The organism is Ciceribacter sp. T2.26MG-112.2, assembly GCF_900492205.1.
Lineage (GTDB): Bacteria > Pseudomonadota > Alphaproteobacteria > Rhizobiales > Rhizobiaceae > Allorhizobium > Allorhizobium naphthalenivorans_A.
Map to the genome: position 1 here is coordinate 43,286 of NZ_UEYQ01000010.1, position 13,993 is coordinate 57,278.

Consider the following 13,993-nt stretch of genomic DNA (forward strand, 5'->3'; position numbering starts at 1 on the left):
CTCGATCGGCAGAAAGATTCCGGCTCAGGCCGAAACCTTCTGCGGTTCGGCCTTTTCAGCCGGCACGAGTTCGCCGACCGCCGCCGGACGTTTCAGCATGATCTTCAGCACCCGCGCCAAGAGCGACGGGATCTCGTGACGCTTGGCCACCATGTCGATCATGCCGTGTTCCAGCAGGTATTCGGAGGTCTGGAAGCCTTCCGGCAGTTTTTCGCGGATCGTCTGCTCGATCACCCGCTTGCCGGCGAAGCAGATTTCCGCACCCGGCTCGGCGATGTGCAGGTCACCCAGCATGGCATAGGATGCCGTCACGCCACCGGTGGTCGGGTTGGTCAGAACGACGATGTACGGAAGGCCCGCTTCCTTCAGCATGTCGACCGCGACCGTGGTGCGCGGCAGCTGCATCAGCGACAGGATGCCTTCCTGCATGCGCGCGCCGCCCGAAGCGGGGAACATCACCAGCGGGCACTTCTCGGCGAGCGCGCGTTCAAACGCCTTGACGATCGCCTCGCCCGCGGCGATGCCGAGCGAGCCGCCCATGAAGTTGAATTCGTGCACGACGGCGACGAGCTTGACGCCCTCGACCGTGCCGACACCGGCCAGGATCGTGTCTTCCTGATCGGTCTTCACCCGGCTGTCCTTAAGGCGGTCGGCATATTTCTTCGAATCACGGAACTTCAGCGGATCCTGCGCCACCTTCGGCTGCGTCAGGGCCTCGAAATGACCGTCATCGAAAAGATCGACCAAACGGGCCTTGGCCGGCATCTTCATGTGATAGCCCGAGGCCGGGATCACCCACTTGTTCTCTTCGAGATCCTTGTGGAAGACCATCTCGCCGGTTTCGGGGCACTTGATCCAAAGATTGTCGGGAACCTCGCGGCGGCCCAGCATGGAATTGATCCGCGGCCGCACGTAATTGGTAATCCAGTTCACTTGACTAACTCCTGACTGTCCCAGGCCATATGGGAAGACTATTCGGCGGCGGCAAGGCGGGCGGCATGAACGCCGGCCGACAAACCGCGCACGAAGGTGGCAACCGACTGCACCGTATCGGCGGAGGCACGGCCATCCTTGTCTAGCGAGGTTGCCACCTGATTGACGATTGCGGTGCCGACGACGACGCCGTCGGCATTGGCGCCGATCAGGCGGGCATGTTCGGCGGTCTTGACGCCGAAGCCGACGCAGACAGGCAGATCGGTCTGGCTCTTGATGCGGCCGACGGCACCAGCGATCTTAGACGGATCGGGCAGCGCCGAACCGGTGATGCCGGTCATCGATACGTAGTAGACGAAACCCGACGTGTTGGTCAGCACCTTGGGAAGGCGCTTGTCATCGGTCGTGGGCGTAGTCAGACGGATGAAGTTGATATCCCGCTTGCGTGCCGGGATGCACAGCTCATTGTCCATTTCGGCGGGCAGGTCGACGATGATCAGGCCGTCGATGCCGGCTTCCAGCGCGTCATCGAGAAAACGTTCGACGCCGTAGACGTAGACCGGGTTGTAGTAGCCCATGATGACGATGGGGGTCGTGTCGTCGCCCTTGCGGAATTCGCGGGCCATCTGCAGCGTCTTCTTCATCGTCTGGCCGCCCTTGAGAGCGCGCTGGCCGGCCAGCTGAATGGCCGGGCCATCGGCCATCGGATCGGAAAACGGTGCGCCGAGTTCGATGACATCCGCGCCGGCGCCAGGAAGCGCCTTCATGATTTCCAACGAGGTCTCATAGTCCGGATCGCCGCCCATGAAATAGGTGACGAGCGCCGGCCGGCCCGCGGCTTTCAGTTCGGCGAATTTCTTGTCCATACGAGCGGTCATGTCAGAGCCCCATTCCGAGAATCTTGCCGACGGTGAAGATGTCCTTGTCGCCGCGGCCGCAGAGATTCATGACGATGATCTGGTCCTTGTCCATCTTCGGCGCGCGCTTGATGACTTCGGCGAGCGCATGGCTCGGTTCGAGCGCGGGAATGATGCCCTCGGTACGGGTCAACATCTGGAAGGCGGCCAGCGCCTCGGTATCCATGATCGGCACATATTCGACGCGGCCCTGGTCCTTCAACCAGGAATGCTCCGGACCGATACCCGGATAGTCGAGGCCGGCCGAGATCGAATGGCCTTCCTTGATCTGGCCGTCCTCGTCCTGCAGCAGATAGGTGCGGTTGCCGTGCAGGACGCCGGGCGAGCCGGCCGTGAGCGAGGCGCAATGCTCTTCGCCGTCAAGGCCCTTGCCGCCGGCTTCGACGCCGACGATCTTGACCGACGTATCGTCGAGGAAGGGATGGAACAGGCCGATGGCGTTGGACCCGCCGCCCACGGCAGCCACCAGCATGTCCGGCAACCGGCCCTCGGCCGCCATCATCTGTTCGCGGGTTTCGCGTCCGATGACCGACTGGAAGTCGCGGACCATTTCCGGATAGGGGTGCGGACCGGCGGCGGTGCCGATCATGTAGTAGGTGTCGTCGACATTGGTCACCCAGTCGCGCAGCGCCTCGTTCATCGCATCCTTCAGCGTGCCGTGACCGGCCGTGACCGGCTTGACCTCGGCGCCCAGCAGCTTCATGCGGAAGACGTTCGGCGCCTGGCGCTCGACATCGGTCGCGCCCATATAGACGACGCAGGGAATGCCGAAGCGGGCGGCAACCGTCGCCGAGGCGACGCCATGCTGGCCGGCGCCGGTTTCGGCGATGATGCGGGTCTTGCCCATGCGTTTGGCGAGCAGGATCTGGCCAAGGCAGTTGTTGATCTTGTGGCTGCCGGTGTGGTTCAGCTCGTCGCGCTTGAAGTAGATCTTCGCGCCGCCCAGTTCTTCCGTCAGACGCTCGGCGAAATAGAGCGGGCTCGGACGACCGGTATAATGCGTGTTGAGGTGCGCAAGCTCGGCCTGGAAGGCCTCATCCGTCTTTGCCTTTTCCCACTCGGCCTGCAGGTCGAGGATGAGCGGCATCAGGGTCTCGGCGACGAAGCGCCCACCGAAAATGCCGAACAGGCCGTCCTCGTCAGGTCCTTCACGGAAGGAATTGGGTCTCGGTGTCTCGTTCACTGTGCGCTCCCTGAAACCGGCTCGCGAACCGAAGCCCGTTCGACTGCCGCGAAAAACTCGTCCATCTTGTCCAGATCCTTGACGCCCGGTGCACTCTCCACGCCGGACGACACATCAATGCCGCGCGCCCCGGTCTCCCGAAGCGCATCGGCAATATTGTCCCTGTTGAGGCCTCCGGAAAGCATGTAGTCGACGTTCGGGTCAAGCGTCCGCAAGACCCGCCAGTCGAAGGAAACCCCGTTTCCGCCCGGCAGATCGGAACCCACCGGCGGCTTGGCGTCGAACAGGAAACGATCCGCAATGCCGATATAGGGCTCGATGCGCTTCAGGTCATCGGGTTCGCGGATGGAAAATGCCTTCATCACCGGCAATCCAGTGACGGCCTTGACCGTCAGCACCCGCTCGGGGCTCTCCGCGCCATGAAACTGCAGGATGTCCGGCCGCACGAGCGCGATGATCTCGTCGAGGTCGTCATTGTCGGCATCGACGGTGACGGCGACGATCTTGGCGCATCCCCTCACCCGGTCGGCCAGCACGCCGGCGAGGTCGGGCTCGATGTTGCGCGGGCTCTTGCCGAAGAAAATGAAGCCGACATGCGTCGCGCCCCGTTCGACGGCACGATCGACCGCTTCCGGCGTCTTCAATCCGCAGATCTTGATATCGGGTCTCATGGCAGCGGAAGTCGCACGAAAACGCAAAAGAGTCGAGCCAATTTGCGACGCGGTCGGTTCGCCCCGACGACTTCAATCGAAGTCGATGGCGTGCAGCCGGGTGCCGTGTCGCTTCAGCCAGGCTTTCGCGGTGTCCATATGCGGGCAGAGATCGCGGCAGAGCGCCCAGAATGCCGGCCCATGGTTCATTTCCCTCAGGTGGGCGACCTCATGCGCGGCAAGATAGTCGATCACCGGCGGCGGGGCCATGACAATGCGCCAGGAGAAACTCAGTTTGCCGTCCCAGGAACAGGAGCCCCAACGGCTGCGGGTGTCTTTCATGGTCAGGGACTTGAAGGGCTTGCCGACCGCCCTTGAATGGCCGCTGACCAGTTTCTCGAGATCGCACCGTGCTTCCTTCTTGAGAAAGTCGCCGATGCGCCGGCCGAGATGCTCCTCCATGCCGCTGACACTCAGCACCGGGCCGATCTCGGAATCGATCGCCTCGGTCAGGCCGCGCAACCGGCCGGAATGGATGATGCGGTGGGGCACGCCCCGCAGCAGGATTTCGCCGCCGTCCGCCAGGCGGGTATCGGATGAAAACTTCGCCAGCTTCACTTCCAGCCAGCCGCGATGGCGCTCGAGGAAGTCGGCGATCTCGCGTTCCCGCAGGCCCGGCGGAACGGTCATCTTCAGGCCCCGTCCGCCCGGCTCGATGCGCAGCGTGATGCGCGTGGCGCGGGGATTGCTGCGGATCACCAGCGGCATCTCGCGACCGCTCACGTCGAGCAGTCGGCTCGAGGTGGCCGGTGCCTTTGCACGGACAGGCTTCTGAAGGAAGGAAAACATGGGTCTCGTCTTAGCCGATTCGCCGGTATCGCGCATGAAAAAGCCGGCACACCATGGTGCCGGCCGATTGCTCTCTTGCGGTCAGGTCAGGCGCCGGAGGCCGCGTCATCGCCGTTGCGACGTTCGGCGGAGCGTTCCCGCATGAAGCGGTCGAATTCTTCCTGATCCTTGGCGCGACGCAATTCGCGCACATAGCGGTCGAAGTCGGCGCGCATCTCGTCGAGCTTGCGACGCTCTTCTTCGAGGCGGTCGAGTTCGACCTTGCGCCAATCGTCAAAGGCCGAATTGCCGGTCGAGAAATGCGTGCTACGGAAACCGCCGCTGCGGCACTTGCTGAACAGGCCGTCGGCCGTCTGGTTGGCGTTCTGCTTGAACGAGCGGAAACGGTCGCCAAAGACAATATAGGCCAGCATGGCCAGGCCGAGCGGCCAAAACACCATGAAGCCGAGCACCATCAAGGCAACGGTCGCCGGCGTCCAATCCGGTCGAAGCAATGCTGACTGGTTCATCATCGATTACCCTCGCTTTCGTCGGGGGCGATATGCCGCCGATGAAAACGATGTGGGAAACGCCCCCCTTGGGTTCAAGGAGAGCGTTTTCGCAATCGGCTAATATACTGAAAGCCTCACGAAAAACGTGGATATTCAGGCAGACTTGCCGCCCTTGATCACGCGTCGCACCGGGCTTTGCTTTGCGCTACGCGACTGCTGGGTGGCAAAGGCGATGATGCGGGGGGCGATCTCCTTGCGGAATCGCGAACCGTTGAAGACCCCGTAGTGACCGACATCCGGCTGCAAATAATGCATGCGCTTATCGTCGGGAATATTGGGGCAGATGGTCTGGGCCGCGCGGGTCTGGCCGACGCCGGAAATGTCGTCGTTCTCGCCCTCCACCGTCAGCAATGCAACATTGCGGATCGCCTTGGTATCGACCAGCTTGCCGCGATGCAGCATCTCGCCCTTCGGCAGCGCGTGCTTGATGAAAACGGTATCGACGGTCTGCAGGTAGAATTCTGCGGTCAGGTCCATTACCGCCAGATACTCGTCATAGAAGTCACGATGCTTCTCGGCCGAATCCCCGTCATTCTTGACGAGGTGCATGTAGAAGTCCTTGTGGGCGATCATGTGCCGGTCGAGGTTCATCGACATGAAGCCGGACAATTGCAGGAAGCCCGGATAGACCGCCCGCATGAAGCCCGGCTGCGGCCAGGGAACATTCATGATGACATTGTCCTTGAACCATTCCAGCGGCTTGTTCTGGGCCAGTTCGTTGACCGCAGTGGGATTGCTGCGGGTGTCGATCGGACCGCCCATCAGCGTCATCGACGACGGGTAAAGCGGGTCGCCATTGGCCTCCATGACGGCCACCGCGGCGAGAACCGGTACGGACGGCTGGCAGACCGCAACGACATGGGTGTCGGCACCGAGGTGGTGGATCATCTCGATCACGTAATCGATATAGTCGTCGAGATCGAAGCCGCCGTCGGTGACAGGCACCATGCGGGCGTCGATCCAGTCGGTGATGTAGACATCCGCCCCTTGCATGAGCGCTTCGACGGTGCCGCGCAGAAGCGTCGCATAGTGACCGGACATCGGCGCGACGATCAGGATGCGCGGACCGGGTTCAGCACCGGCCGGCAGGTCCCGGCTGAAATGGATCAAATTGCAGAACGGTTTCTGCCAGACGATCTCCTCGCTGACGGTCACCGTCTGGCCGTTCACCGTGGTCGTCGGCAGGCCGAATTCCGGCTTTCCATAGCGCCGCGTCACGCGCTCGAAGACTTCGAAGCCTGCGGCGAGGGTTCGCCCGACGACGGTATGAGACAGCGGATTGAACGGGTGGCGGTAGGCGAGCCGCATGGCGTCGGCCGTGGCCCGGAACGGTGCCATTGCCGCATGGTTCATTTCATAGAGCTGGTAGAACATGAAATCTCGCCGCCTTTTGGTTTCCGCTGTGACGCGGTGTGTCATCGATCTGTAAAACTAGCAGAGTTTGGTTAATTAGGAACTGCTTTGTTCGGTGTCCTTCTCCTGCTTTCTGGGGAAGGCAGCGGAGGTTATTGTGCCAATAATCGCACCCGGAGGTTAAAGTTCCACCGGCGAAACTGGTCAATGTTCGGATAAGGCTGGGCCGCATGGCCGGTCGCGGCCCTTGCAGGTGGAGGATCGGCCTATATTTATCAGGTCGATCACCTTTGCGATCGCCAGCCCCTGCCCTCTTCCCTCCGGAGTAGATCTGCCTCATGACCATCAGCAACAGCCGCACGTCCGAGTTCGATATCGAACCCTTGTTCCTCGACCGCTGGTCGCCGCGCGCCTTTACCGGCGAAGCGATGGATGAGAAACACCTGCTGACCATGCTCGAGGCGGCACGTTGGGCACCCTCCGCCAGCAACTACCAACCGTGGCGTTTCGTCTATGCGCTCAACACTTCTACGGATTGGGAGCCATTCGTCGGTTTGCTGAACGAATCAAACCAGGTCTGGGCAAGATCCGCCTCGGCGCTGGTCTTCCTGTTTTCCGACACCTTGAGCCGGAGGAATGACGGTCTAGAGCCGAGGCCCCTGCGCAGCCACAGCTTCGACACGGGCGCCGCCTGGGCCATGCTGTCGCTGCAGGCGCTGCACTTGGGCTACCTCGCCCATGCCATGGGCGGCGTCGACTTCGAGCGGGCGATCGAGGTGCTCGGCGCACCGGCCGGCTTCCGGGCGGAAGCCGCCGTCGCCATCGGCAGGCACGCCGATCCCGACACCTTGCCGGACCATCTCAAGGGCCGCGAAGTGCCGAACGGCCGAAAGAAACTGGCCGATATCGCCTTTGCCGGCCGCTTTCCGCGCGGATGATCACCGCGCGTTAACCAAGTGTTTCACGTGAATCACTCTTTAGCCGGATTCACGTGAACATTTGCTAGATGTCGAGGTTGGCGACGCTCAGGGCGTTTTCCTGGATGAACTCGCGGCGAGGCTCGACTTCGTCTCCCATCAGACGAGAGAACAATCCGTCGGCGTCGGTCGCGTCGTTGACCCTGACCTGCAACAGAGAGCGGACATTCGGATCGAGCGTCGTTTCCCACAACTGCTCGGCGTTCATTTCCCCGAGACCTTTGTAACGCTGCATCGTCAGTCCCTTGCGACCGACCGCGAAGATCGATGCGAGGAGCGCCCGCGGTCCCGAAATCTCGGTCTTGCCGTCCTTGCGCTGCAGAACGGGCGGGATGCCGTAGATCTCCTGGAGACGCGTCGCGAGCTGGTCGATATGGCGGGCGTCGGCTGAACCGATCAGGGCATTGTCGAGATTTGCGGTTTCCTTGACGCCTCGCACCATCCGTTCGAAGCGCAGTCCGCCCTCTTCCGTGACATGGCCCGTCCAGCCGCGCTCGGTCTCCTCGGCGATGAGATCCAACCGCTTGGCCACATCGGCAGCGGTCGCTTCGGCCCGTTCGCGGTTGTCGGTCAGTTCGGGATTGAGCGCGCCGGAAATGGCGGCCTGCTCGATGACGTTGCGATTATAGCGCGAATGCAGGTTCTCGATCAGCGAGCGAAGGCGTAGCGCGTCCTGGATGACTTCGCGCAGATCGTGGCCGGCACGGACTTCGCCATTGCCGAGGTTGAGCGTGGTATCCTCCAGGCCCATCGAGATCAGATAGTCCTCGAGCGCCTTCTCGTCCTTGAGATACTGCACCGACTTTCCACGCGCGACCTTATAAAGCGGCGGCTGGGCGATGTAGATATGGCCACGTTCGATCAGCTCCGGCATCTGCCGGAAGAAAAAGGTCAGCAGCAGGGTACGGATGTGGGCGCCGTCGACGTCTGCGTCCGTCATGATGATGATCTTGTGATAGCGCAGCTTGTCGGCGTTGAATTCGTCCTTGCCGATCGAGGTGCCGAGCGCGGTGATCAACGTGCCGATTTCCTGGCTCGACAGCATGCGGTCGAAGCGGGCGCGCTCGACATTGAGGATCTTGCCGCGCAGCGGCAGGATGGCCTGCGTTTCACGCGAACGTCCCTGCTTCGCCGAACCGCCTGCCGAGTCGCCCTCGACGAGGAAGAGTTCGGACTTGGACGGGTCGCGCTCGGAGCAGTCGGCGAGCTTGCCGGGCAGCGAGGCAATATCGAGAACGCCCTTGCGCCGCGTCAGTTCGCGGGCGCGTCGGGCCGCTTCGCGCGCGGCTGCAGCCTCGACCACCTTGCCGACGAGGATCTTGGCATCCGACGGATGCTCCTCCAGCCAGGTGCTGAGCGCCTCGTTCACCAGGCTTTCGACGACGGGGCGAACTTCGGACGAGACGAGCTTGTCCTTGGTCTGGGACGAAAACTTCGGATCCGGAACCTTGACCGAGAGAACGGCCGTCAGACCTTCGCGGCAATCGTCGCCGGTGAGGCTGACCTTTTCCTTCTTGGTAATGCCCGAACTGTCGGCATAAGAGGTGATCTGGCGGGTCAGGGCCGCGCGGAAGCCGGCCATGTGGGTGCCGCCGTCACGCTGCGGAATGTTGTTGGTGAAGCACAGCATGTTCTCGTGATAGCTGTCATTCCACCACATGGCGACTTCGACGGTGATGCCGTCCTTCTCGCCGCGGATCGATACCGGTTTTTCCACCAGCGGCTTCTTTGCCCGGTCGAGATAGACGACGAAGGCTTCCAGGCCACCGTCATAGACCATCTCTTCCTGGCGAATGTCGGAATGACGCTTGTCGGTCAGAAGGATGCGAACGCCGGAATTGAGGAAAGCGAGTTCGCGCAGCCGGTGTTCGAGGGTGCCATAGTCGAATTCGATATTGGTGAAGGTTTCCGGGCTCGGCAGGAAGGTGACTTCGGTGCCCGAGCGGCCCTCATACTCGCCGGTCACCGCGAGCGGCGCGTCGGGCACACCATGGGTAAAGCTCATCTCGCAGATCTTGCCGGCGCGGCGGATCTTCAGCTTGAGCTTGACGGAAAGCGCATTGACCACCGAAACGCCGACGCCGTGCAGACCGCCCGAGACCTTGTAGGAGTTCTGGTCGAACTTGCCGCCGGCATGGAGCTGGGTCATGATGACCTCGGCTGCGGAGACGCCCTCGCCGGTGTGGATATCCGTCGGAATGCCTCGGCCATTATCGGTCACCGTGACCGTTCCATCGGCATTCAGCGTAACCGTGACGATGTCGGCATGGCCGGCCAACGCCTCGTCGATTGCGTTGTCGACGACTTCGTAGACCATGTGATGGAGCCCGGAACCGTCGTCCGTGTCACCGATATACATGCCGGGGCGCTTGCGGACAGCATCCAGCCCCTTCAGCACCTTGATCGAATCAGCGCCATATTCGGCCGGCGCTTCATTCTCGGTGATCGGTGTGTCGGTCATTCGGTAATCTTTCCAGTCATAGGTCCAAAAGGGCCGATCCTCGAATCAGCAGCTTCAAGCGCATCGACTATAGGAGTTTTGGGGCAAGTTCCAAAGGCAGGACAGGGAAATCCCGTGGATAGCGGCGTTTGTCACACCGTCAGGCGGACTTTTCCGCTCCTTCGAGTAGAATTCTCAAATCTCTTACCACATCCGGCGAAAGGACGCGAATCTTCCGCGACAATTCGTTGGCCAATGCGGTGTATTCCGCGGGCATGCCGCAGGTGTCGATCACCACGCGCGGGTCCGACGCGTCGGCAATCATGAAGAGTTCCTCCGCTTCGTCCCATATGATATTGAAGTAACCGGCGACACGCTGCAGGAAATCGAAATTCGGGCGGCCCCGCCGGCCGTGTTCCAGGGCGGAAAGATAGGCCGGCGAAACGCCGATGGCGGCGGCCATCTGTTTCTGCGACACGCCTTTCCTTTCGCGAAGACGACGCATGGCCTCGCCGAACGGGGTCATCGCCGCTCTCCCGCGCCGCGCGACAGGCGAACGTAAAGCGCACCCTCACCGCCGTGCTGGCGGGCGGCCGGTTCATAGGATGAAATGAGGAAGCGGAATTCCGACTTGGAAAACCACAGCGGAACCGCGCGTTTGAGGGCGCCATCACTGCCAAGCGAACTACCCTTGCCGGTGATGACCAGGACATGGCGCAAGCCGCGCTCGTGCGCCCGGATCAGGAAATCGAGAAGGATGCTGTGGGCCTCGCTCTGGATCAGGCCGTGCAGGTCGATGCGGGCTTCGAGCGCGAGGTGCCCGCGCGACAGCTTGCGCTTGACCGGTTTCTCCAGCGGATGATGAATCCCGCCCGGCTTCTTTTGCGGCTCGACATAGGTCCCCGTGTCCACCACCGTTCCGACCGACCGTGTCGTGCCGGGCTGCGCGACAGGTTCGGCCAGTTCCTCCTCGAAGGCGAGAAGGTCCTCGAGGCGATCCGGCATTGGACGCGTCGAGCGTGCCACCTTTCCCCACAGGATGCGATCTTCCGCGCTCAGTTTGCCTCTGCTCGCCACTAGCCGAACCTCGATGCCGCCTGCTTCGGAACCAGTATATAGAAATCGGCGGCATCGCGCACCGCGCCCGCCAGTTCGCCGGCCTCGTCGCCGGAGCCGGTGAAAATGTCGCCGCGGGCCGGGCCGACAATCGCCGAACCGGTCTCGAGCGCCAGCATCAGCCGGGCGAAGGGGCGCCCCTGGTCGAGCCTGGTCAGGCCCGGCGCATGGATGAAGAAGGGATAACCGAAGCTGTGGATCAGCCGATCGACGGCGAGCGAGCGCCCGGGGATCAACGGCACCTTGGCCGCGGCGACCGGCCCGAGCCTTCTATCCCCGACCTCCACTTCGCGAAAGAAGATGTAGGATCGGTTCTGCCAGAGCGGCTCATCCACCTCGTCGGGATGCGCAGCCAGCCAGGCGCGGATCGTCTGCATGGATATCTCGGCCATCGGGATTTCGCCCCGATCGACCAGCAGCCGGCCGATCGCCGAGAAGGGATGGCCGGCCTTCGCAGCAAAGGTGATGCGCTTCAACGAGCCGTCGGCAAATCGCAGCCGCGCGGCGCCCTGGACATGGGCGAAGAAGACATCGACCTTCGACTTCGCCCAGGCGATCTCCAAACCCCTGCCCTCAAGGAAACCCTGGTCGATCGCGCGTCGATCGGGATAGGCGGTGATTCCGCTCCCCGTCTTGCGGCCAAAGGCATAGCTCTTGTCGAAATCCGCGGGACGGTTGGTATCGTCCAGATCGATCAGATCATCCGGCCGGCGATAGAAGGGATAGCGATAGGTTTCGCCGGGCTCGGCCGATACCTCGACATCCGGCTCGTAGAAAGCGGTGACGAACCCGCGCGCACCATCCTTGAGCTCGACGCGGAACGCACGGCACTCGGCTTCGAAGAAAGCACGGGCATCGGCTGCTGTGGCCGGATGAAGGTTTTCCGCGGCGTCCAGCAGAGGCATCAGGTCCTCGGACGACAAGCCGCTTTCGCCCGTACGATAAGGTTTGACATTGAGAATGTGTTCGCGGCAGGCATGAAGTGCCGCAAACAGGGCGGTCGGATCGTCCTCGGTCCAGCCGGGCAAAGCATCAAAGCCGACCGGCCGGAAAACGAAATCCATGCTGTCCGGCCTCACGCGTCCGCTTCGGTTGCAACCAGCTTCCAGTTCGGATCGCGCGAACGGATATCGCGGGCGAAGGTCCACAGGTCGTTGACTTCGGTCACCTGTTCCGCGTCACCGTCGATCAGCGTTCCGGCCTTGTCGTAGGTTGCGGTGATCAGCTGGCAAATGATGCGGACGGTGATCTGCTCCTCATTGTCGCGCACCGCGGCCTGGGTGATTTCCGCCTTCTCGATGCCGACGAAGGTCGACTTGACCACTTCGCCGCGGGATTCGCGATCAGCGATCACCGCCTCGAAACCCTCGAAGACGTCACGCGACAATAGGTTCTTCAGGGTCTTGCGATCACCGTCGGCAAAGGCCATCACGATCATCTCGTAGGCCATGCGGGCGCCGTTGAGAAATTCCTTCGGATTGAAGTTCGGATCGTGCTGGGTGAGCTCGCGCAGCGACGTGTTGAGTGCGGTACCGGGCTTGGCAAAGGCATCGATGGCGGCAAAGCGCTCATCGCCGCCGGCCTCGTCGCGCTTCGGCAAGGTCACCACCTTGCCATCATCGCTTCCCGGCCCCTTCGCCAGATCACGGGGGCTGTAGGGATCGAAAGGGGGCTTTTCATTGCCTGTCCGCCGACCCAGCACGCTGCGCAGCTGCAGGAAGATCAGAACAGCGGCAACCAGAAAGAAGAGAGTGACGAAATCGTTGGAGCCCATGGCAATCGGTCGGCCTTGTTTAAATTCTCGGTCGTGTCACCCATATAGTCTGCGAATGCGGATCATTCAAATAGCCAATCGGCTTTCTTTGAAATGCCGATACGTCCATTTCCTGGCTTTATCCGCCAGTTGCGAATTCGAACCGGAGCAACTTCATGCGCATGCCGTTGGCGATCCTACTTCTTCTGCCGCTCGCCGAGATCGCCGCCTTCGTCATTGTCGGCAAATATGTCGGTGTCCTGGCGACCGTCGGCTTGACGGTGCTTTCGGGCATCGTCGGGCTTGCCTTGCTACGGGTCCAGGGTGCCGGGATCTTGCGGCGCCTGCAGACGGAGAGCCAAGACGGACGGAACCCGGCGCGCGAGATCGTGCATGGCGCGATGATCGTCATCGCTGCCTTCCTGCTGATCATCCCCGGCTTCTTGACCGACATCGTCGGTATCCTGCTTTTCTTGCCTTTTATACGTGATTTCGCCTGGTCGCTGGTGAGGCCGCATGTGACGGTCATGCGTGAAAGCCGCTTCACCTATCGGTCCTCGACCAAAGGGGAGGCTTCACCGCGATCCACGGTGATTGACCTGGACGAGAGGGACTACCGCCACGATCCGAACCGGTCTTCACCCTGGTCCGTCGATGACGAGCGGAAGGACTGAGACACGCTCCCAGCCCGGCTGCTCGAGGGTTGTAAGGCCGGTGGTGAAATGTTAGATGGCGTCACCAAATCCAGCCGCGAGGAACGCCCTATGGCCAACGACGATCAGGGAACTGCAAGCCCTTCCCTCAATATTCTTGCCCAGTACATCAAGGATCTTTCCTTTGAAAATCCCGGCGCGCCGCGTTCGCTGCAAGCGCGCGACAAGGCCCCGGCGATCAACATCAACGTCAATGTCAACGCCAATCCTCTGTCGGATTCCGATTTCGACGTCGTGCTCGCGCTCAACGCTGAAGCCAAGGACGGCGACAAGGTTCTGTTCGCGGCCGAGCTCGTCTATGGCGGCGTATTCCGCGTCACCGGCTTTCCCCAGGAACACATGCTGCCGGTCCTTTTCATCGAGTGCCCGCGCCTGCTCTTCCCGTTCGCGCGCCAGATCATCGCCGACGCGACCCGCAATGGCGGCTTCCCGCCGCTGCTCATCGATCCGATCGATTTCGCCCAAATGTTCGCCCAGCGCGTCGCCGAAGAACAGACCCGGGCCAAGGTTCAGGCCGTACCGAACTGATCCTCAAGGATCAGGCAGGAAGTCCAGGAG

The 13,993-nt window shown here is 61.9% G+C and carries 15 protein-coding genes; 3 read left to right on the forward strand and 12 right to left on the reverse strand.

Features of this window, described 5'->3' with window-relative positions:
* Nucleotides 1-24 precede the first annotated feature (24 nt).
* From accD to DYZ14_RS15110, 7 genes are all read right to left on the reverse strand, one after another.
* The gene (gene accD / locus DYZ14_RS15080; RefSeq protein WP_154721441.1) at nucleotides 25-933 is read right to left on the reverse strand and encodes an acetyl-CoA carboxylase, carboxyltransferase subunit beta; all 909 of its coding nucleotides are present in this window, start codon (nucleotides 931-933) and stop codon (nucleotides 25-27) included.
* 38 nt (nucleotides 934-971) lie between these two features.
* The gene (gene trpA, locus DYZ14_RS15085; RefSeq protein ID WP_115671437.1) at nucleotides 972-1,811 is read right to left on the reverse strand and encodes a tryptophan synthase subunit alpha; all 840 of its coding nucleotides are present in this window, start codon (nucleotides 1,809-1,811) and stop codon (nucleotides 972-974) included.
* Between the two features lies 1 nt (nucleotide 1,812).
* The gene (trpB, locus tag DYZ14_RS15090) at nucleotides 1,813-3,033 is read right to left on the reverse strand and encodes a tryptophan synthase subunit beta (RefSeq protein ID WP_115671436.1); all 1,221 of its coding nucleotides are present in this window, start codon (nucleotides 3,031-3,033) and stop codon (nucleotides 1,813-1,815) included.
* The gene (locus DYZ14_RS15095) at nucleotides 3,030-3,704 is read right to left on the reverse strand and encodes a phosphoribosylanthranilate isomerase (RefSeq protein ID WP_154721442.1); all 675 of its coding nucleotides are present in this window, start codon (nucleotides 3,702-3,704) and stop codon (nucleotides 3,030-3,032) included. Before DYZ14_RS15095 ends, trpB begins: the two co-directional genes overlap by 4 nt.
* Before the next feature lie 72 nt (nucleotides 3,705-3,776).
* Nucleotides 3,777-4,532: a M48 family metallopeptidase gene (locus DYZ14_RS15100; RefSeq protein ID WP_154721443.1), complete on the reverse strand. Its 756-nt coding sequence runs from the start codon at nucleotides 4,530-4,532 to the stop codon at nucleotides 3,777-3,779.
* Between the two features lie 86 nt (nucleotides 4,533-4,618).
* Complete coding sequence (locus tag DYZ14_RS15105) at nucleotides 4,619-5,041, reverse strand: DUF2852 domain-containing protein (RefSeq protein WP_154721444.1); 423 nt, start codon at nucleotides 5,039-5,041, stop codon at nucleotides 4,619-4,621.
* 135 nt (nucleotides 5,042-5,176) lie between these two features.
* A complete protein-coding gene (locus DYZ14_RS15110; RefSeq protein WP_154721445.1) occupies nucleotides 5,177-6,457 on the reverse strand; it encodes a polyhydroxyalkanoate depolymerase in 1,281 nt (426 codons plus the stop codon).
* Between the two features lie 317 nt (nucleotides 6,458-6,774).
* Here DYZ14_RS15110 and DYZ14_RS15115 point away from each other — a divergent pair, with 317 nt between their 5' ends.
* Entirely contained in the window at nucleotides 6,775-7,374 is a 600-nt protein-coding gene (locus DYZ14_RS15115) for a nitroreductase family protein (protein ID WP_154721446.1), read from the forward strand.
* A gap of 64 nt (nucleotides 7,375-7,438) precedes the next feature.
* Here DYZ14_RS15115 and gyrB read toward each other — a convergent pair whose 3' ends face one another.
* The 5 genes from gyrB to DYZ14_RS15140 all read right to left on the reverse strand — a co-directional run bounded on the left by gyrB (nucleotide 7,439) and on the right by DYZ14_RS15140 (nucleotide 12,743).
* On the reverse strand, nucleotides 7,439-9,874 hold the full coding sequence (gene gyrB / locus DYZ14_RS15120) for a DNA topoisomerase (ATP-hydrolyzing) subunit B (RefSeq protein WP_154721447.1): 2,436 nt from the start codon (nucleotides 9,872-9,874) through the stop codon (nucleotides 7,439-7,441).
* Between the two features lie 139 nt (nucleotides 9,875-10,013).
* Nucleotides 10,014-10,379: a helix-turn-helix domain-containing protein gene (locus tag DYZ14_RS15125; protein ID WP_115671430.1), complete on the reverse strand. Its 366-nt coding sequence runs from the start codon at nucleotides 10,377-10,379 to the stop codon at nucleotides 10,014-10,016.
* A complete protein-coding gene (locus tag DYZ14_RS15130) occupies nucleotides 10,376-10,930 on the reverse strand; it encodes a Smr/MutS family protein (RefSeq protein ID WP_195949967.1) in 555 nt (184 codons plus the stop codon). The genes DYZ14_RS15125 and DYZ14_RS15130 overlap by 4 nt, the downstream gene beginning before the upstream one ends.
* The gene (gene mltA / locus DYZ14_RS15135; RefSeq protein WP_154721449.1) at nucleotides 10,930-12,048 is read right to left on the reverse strand and encodes a murein transglycosylase A; all 1,119 of its coding nucleotides are present in this window, start codon (nucleotides 12,046-12,048) and stop codon (nucleotides 10,930-10,932) included. The genes DYZ14_RS15130 and mltA overlap by 1 nt, the downstream gene beginning before the upstream one ends.
* Entirely contained in the window at nucleotides 12,045-12,743 is a 699-nt protein-coding gene (locus tag DYZ14_RS15140) for a Tim44/TimA family putative adaptor protein (RefSeq protein WP_115671428.1), read from the reverse strand. The genes mltA and DYZ14_RS15140 overlap by 4 nt, the downstream gene beginning before the upstream one ends.
* A 161-nt stretch (nucleotides 12,744-12,904) precedes the next feature.
* On the opposite strand from DYZ14_RS15140, the gene DYZ14_RS15145 reads away from it, so the two are divergent.
* Both DYZ14_RS15145 and secB read left to right on the forward strand, forming a co-directional pair.
* Nucleotides 12,905-13,396, forward strand: a complete 492-nt coding sequence (locus tag DYZ14_RS15145) for an FxsA family protein (RefSeq protein ID WP_154721503.1) — start codon at nucleotides 12,905-12,907, stop codon at nucleotides 13,394-13,396.
* A 90-nt stretch (nucleotides 13,397-13,486) separates the two neighbouring features.
* Nucleotides 13,487-13,963, forward strand: a complete 477-nt coding sequence (secB, locus tag DYZ14_RS15150; protein ID WP_115671426.1) for a protein-export chaperone SecB — start codon at nucleotides 13,487-13,489, stop codon at nucleotides 13,961-13,963.
* Nucleotides 13,964-13,993: the final 30 nt, after the last annotated feature.

Bases quoted from the DNA above. Each gene is read 5' to 3' on its own strand.
- DYZ14_RS15125 (WP_115671430.1), bottom strand. From the start codon at position 10,379: ATGACCCCGTTCGGCGAGGCCATGCGTCGTCTTCGCGAAAGGAAAGGC.
- DYZ14_RS15145 (WP_154721503.1), top strand. From the start codon at position 12,905: ATGCCGTTGGCGATCCTACTTCTTCTGCCGCTCGCCGAGATCGCCGCC.
- DYZ14_RS15105 (WP_154721444.1), bottom strand. From the start codon at position 5,041: ATGAACCAGTCAGCATTGCTTCGACCGGATTGGACGCCGGCGACCGTT.
- secB (WP_115671426.1), top strand. From the start codon at position 13,487: ATGGCCAACGACGATCAGGGAACTGCAAGCCCTTCCCTCAATATTCTT.
- DYZ14_RS15100 (WP_154721443.1), bottom strand. From the start codon at position 4,532: ATGTTTTCCTTCCTTCAGAAGCCTGTCCGTGCAAAGGCACCGGCCACC.
- DYZ14_RS15140 (WP_115671428.1), bottom strand. From the start codon at position 12,743: ATGGGCTCCAACGATTTCGTCACTCTCTTCTTTCTGGTTGCCGCTGTT.
- DYZ14_RS15115 (WP_154721446.1), top strand. From the start codon at position 6,775: ATGACCATCAGCAACAGCCGCACGTCCGAGTTCGATATCGAACCCTTG.
- DYZ14_RS15095 (WP_154721442.1), bottom strand. From the start codon at position 3,704: ATGAGACCCGATATCAAGATCTGCGGATTGAAGACGCCGGAAGCGGTC.
- gyrB (WP_154721447.1), bottom strand. From the start codon at position 9,874: ATGACCGACACACCGATCACCGAGAATGAAGCGCCGGCCGAATATGGC.
- trpA (WP_115671437.1), bottom strand. From the start codon at position 1,811: ATGACCGCTCGTATGGACAAGAAATTCGCCGAACTGAAAGCCGCGGGC.
- DYZ14_RS15110 (WP_154721445.1), bottom strand. From the start codon at position 6,457: ATGTTCTACCAGCTCTATGAAATGAACCATGCGGCAATGGCACCGTTC.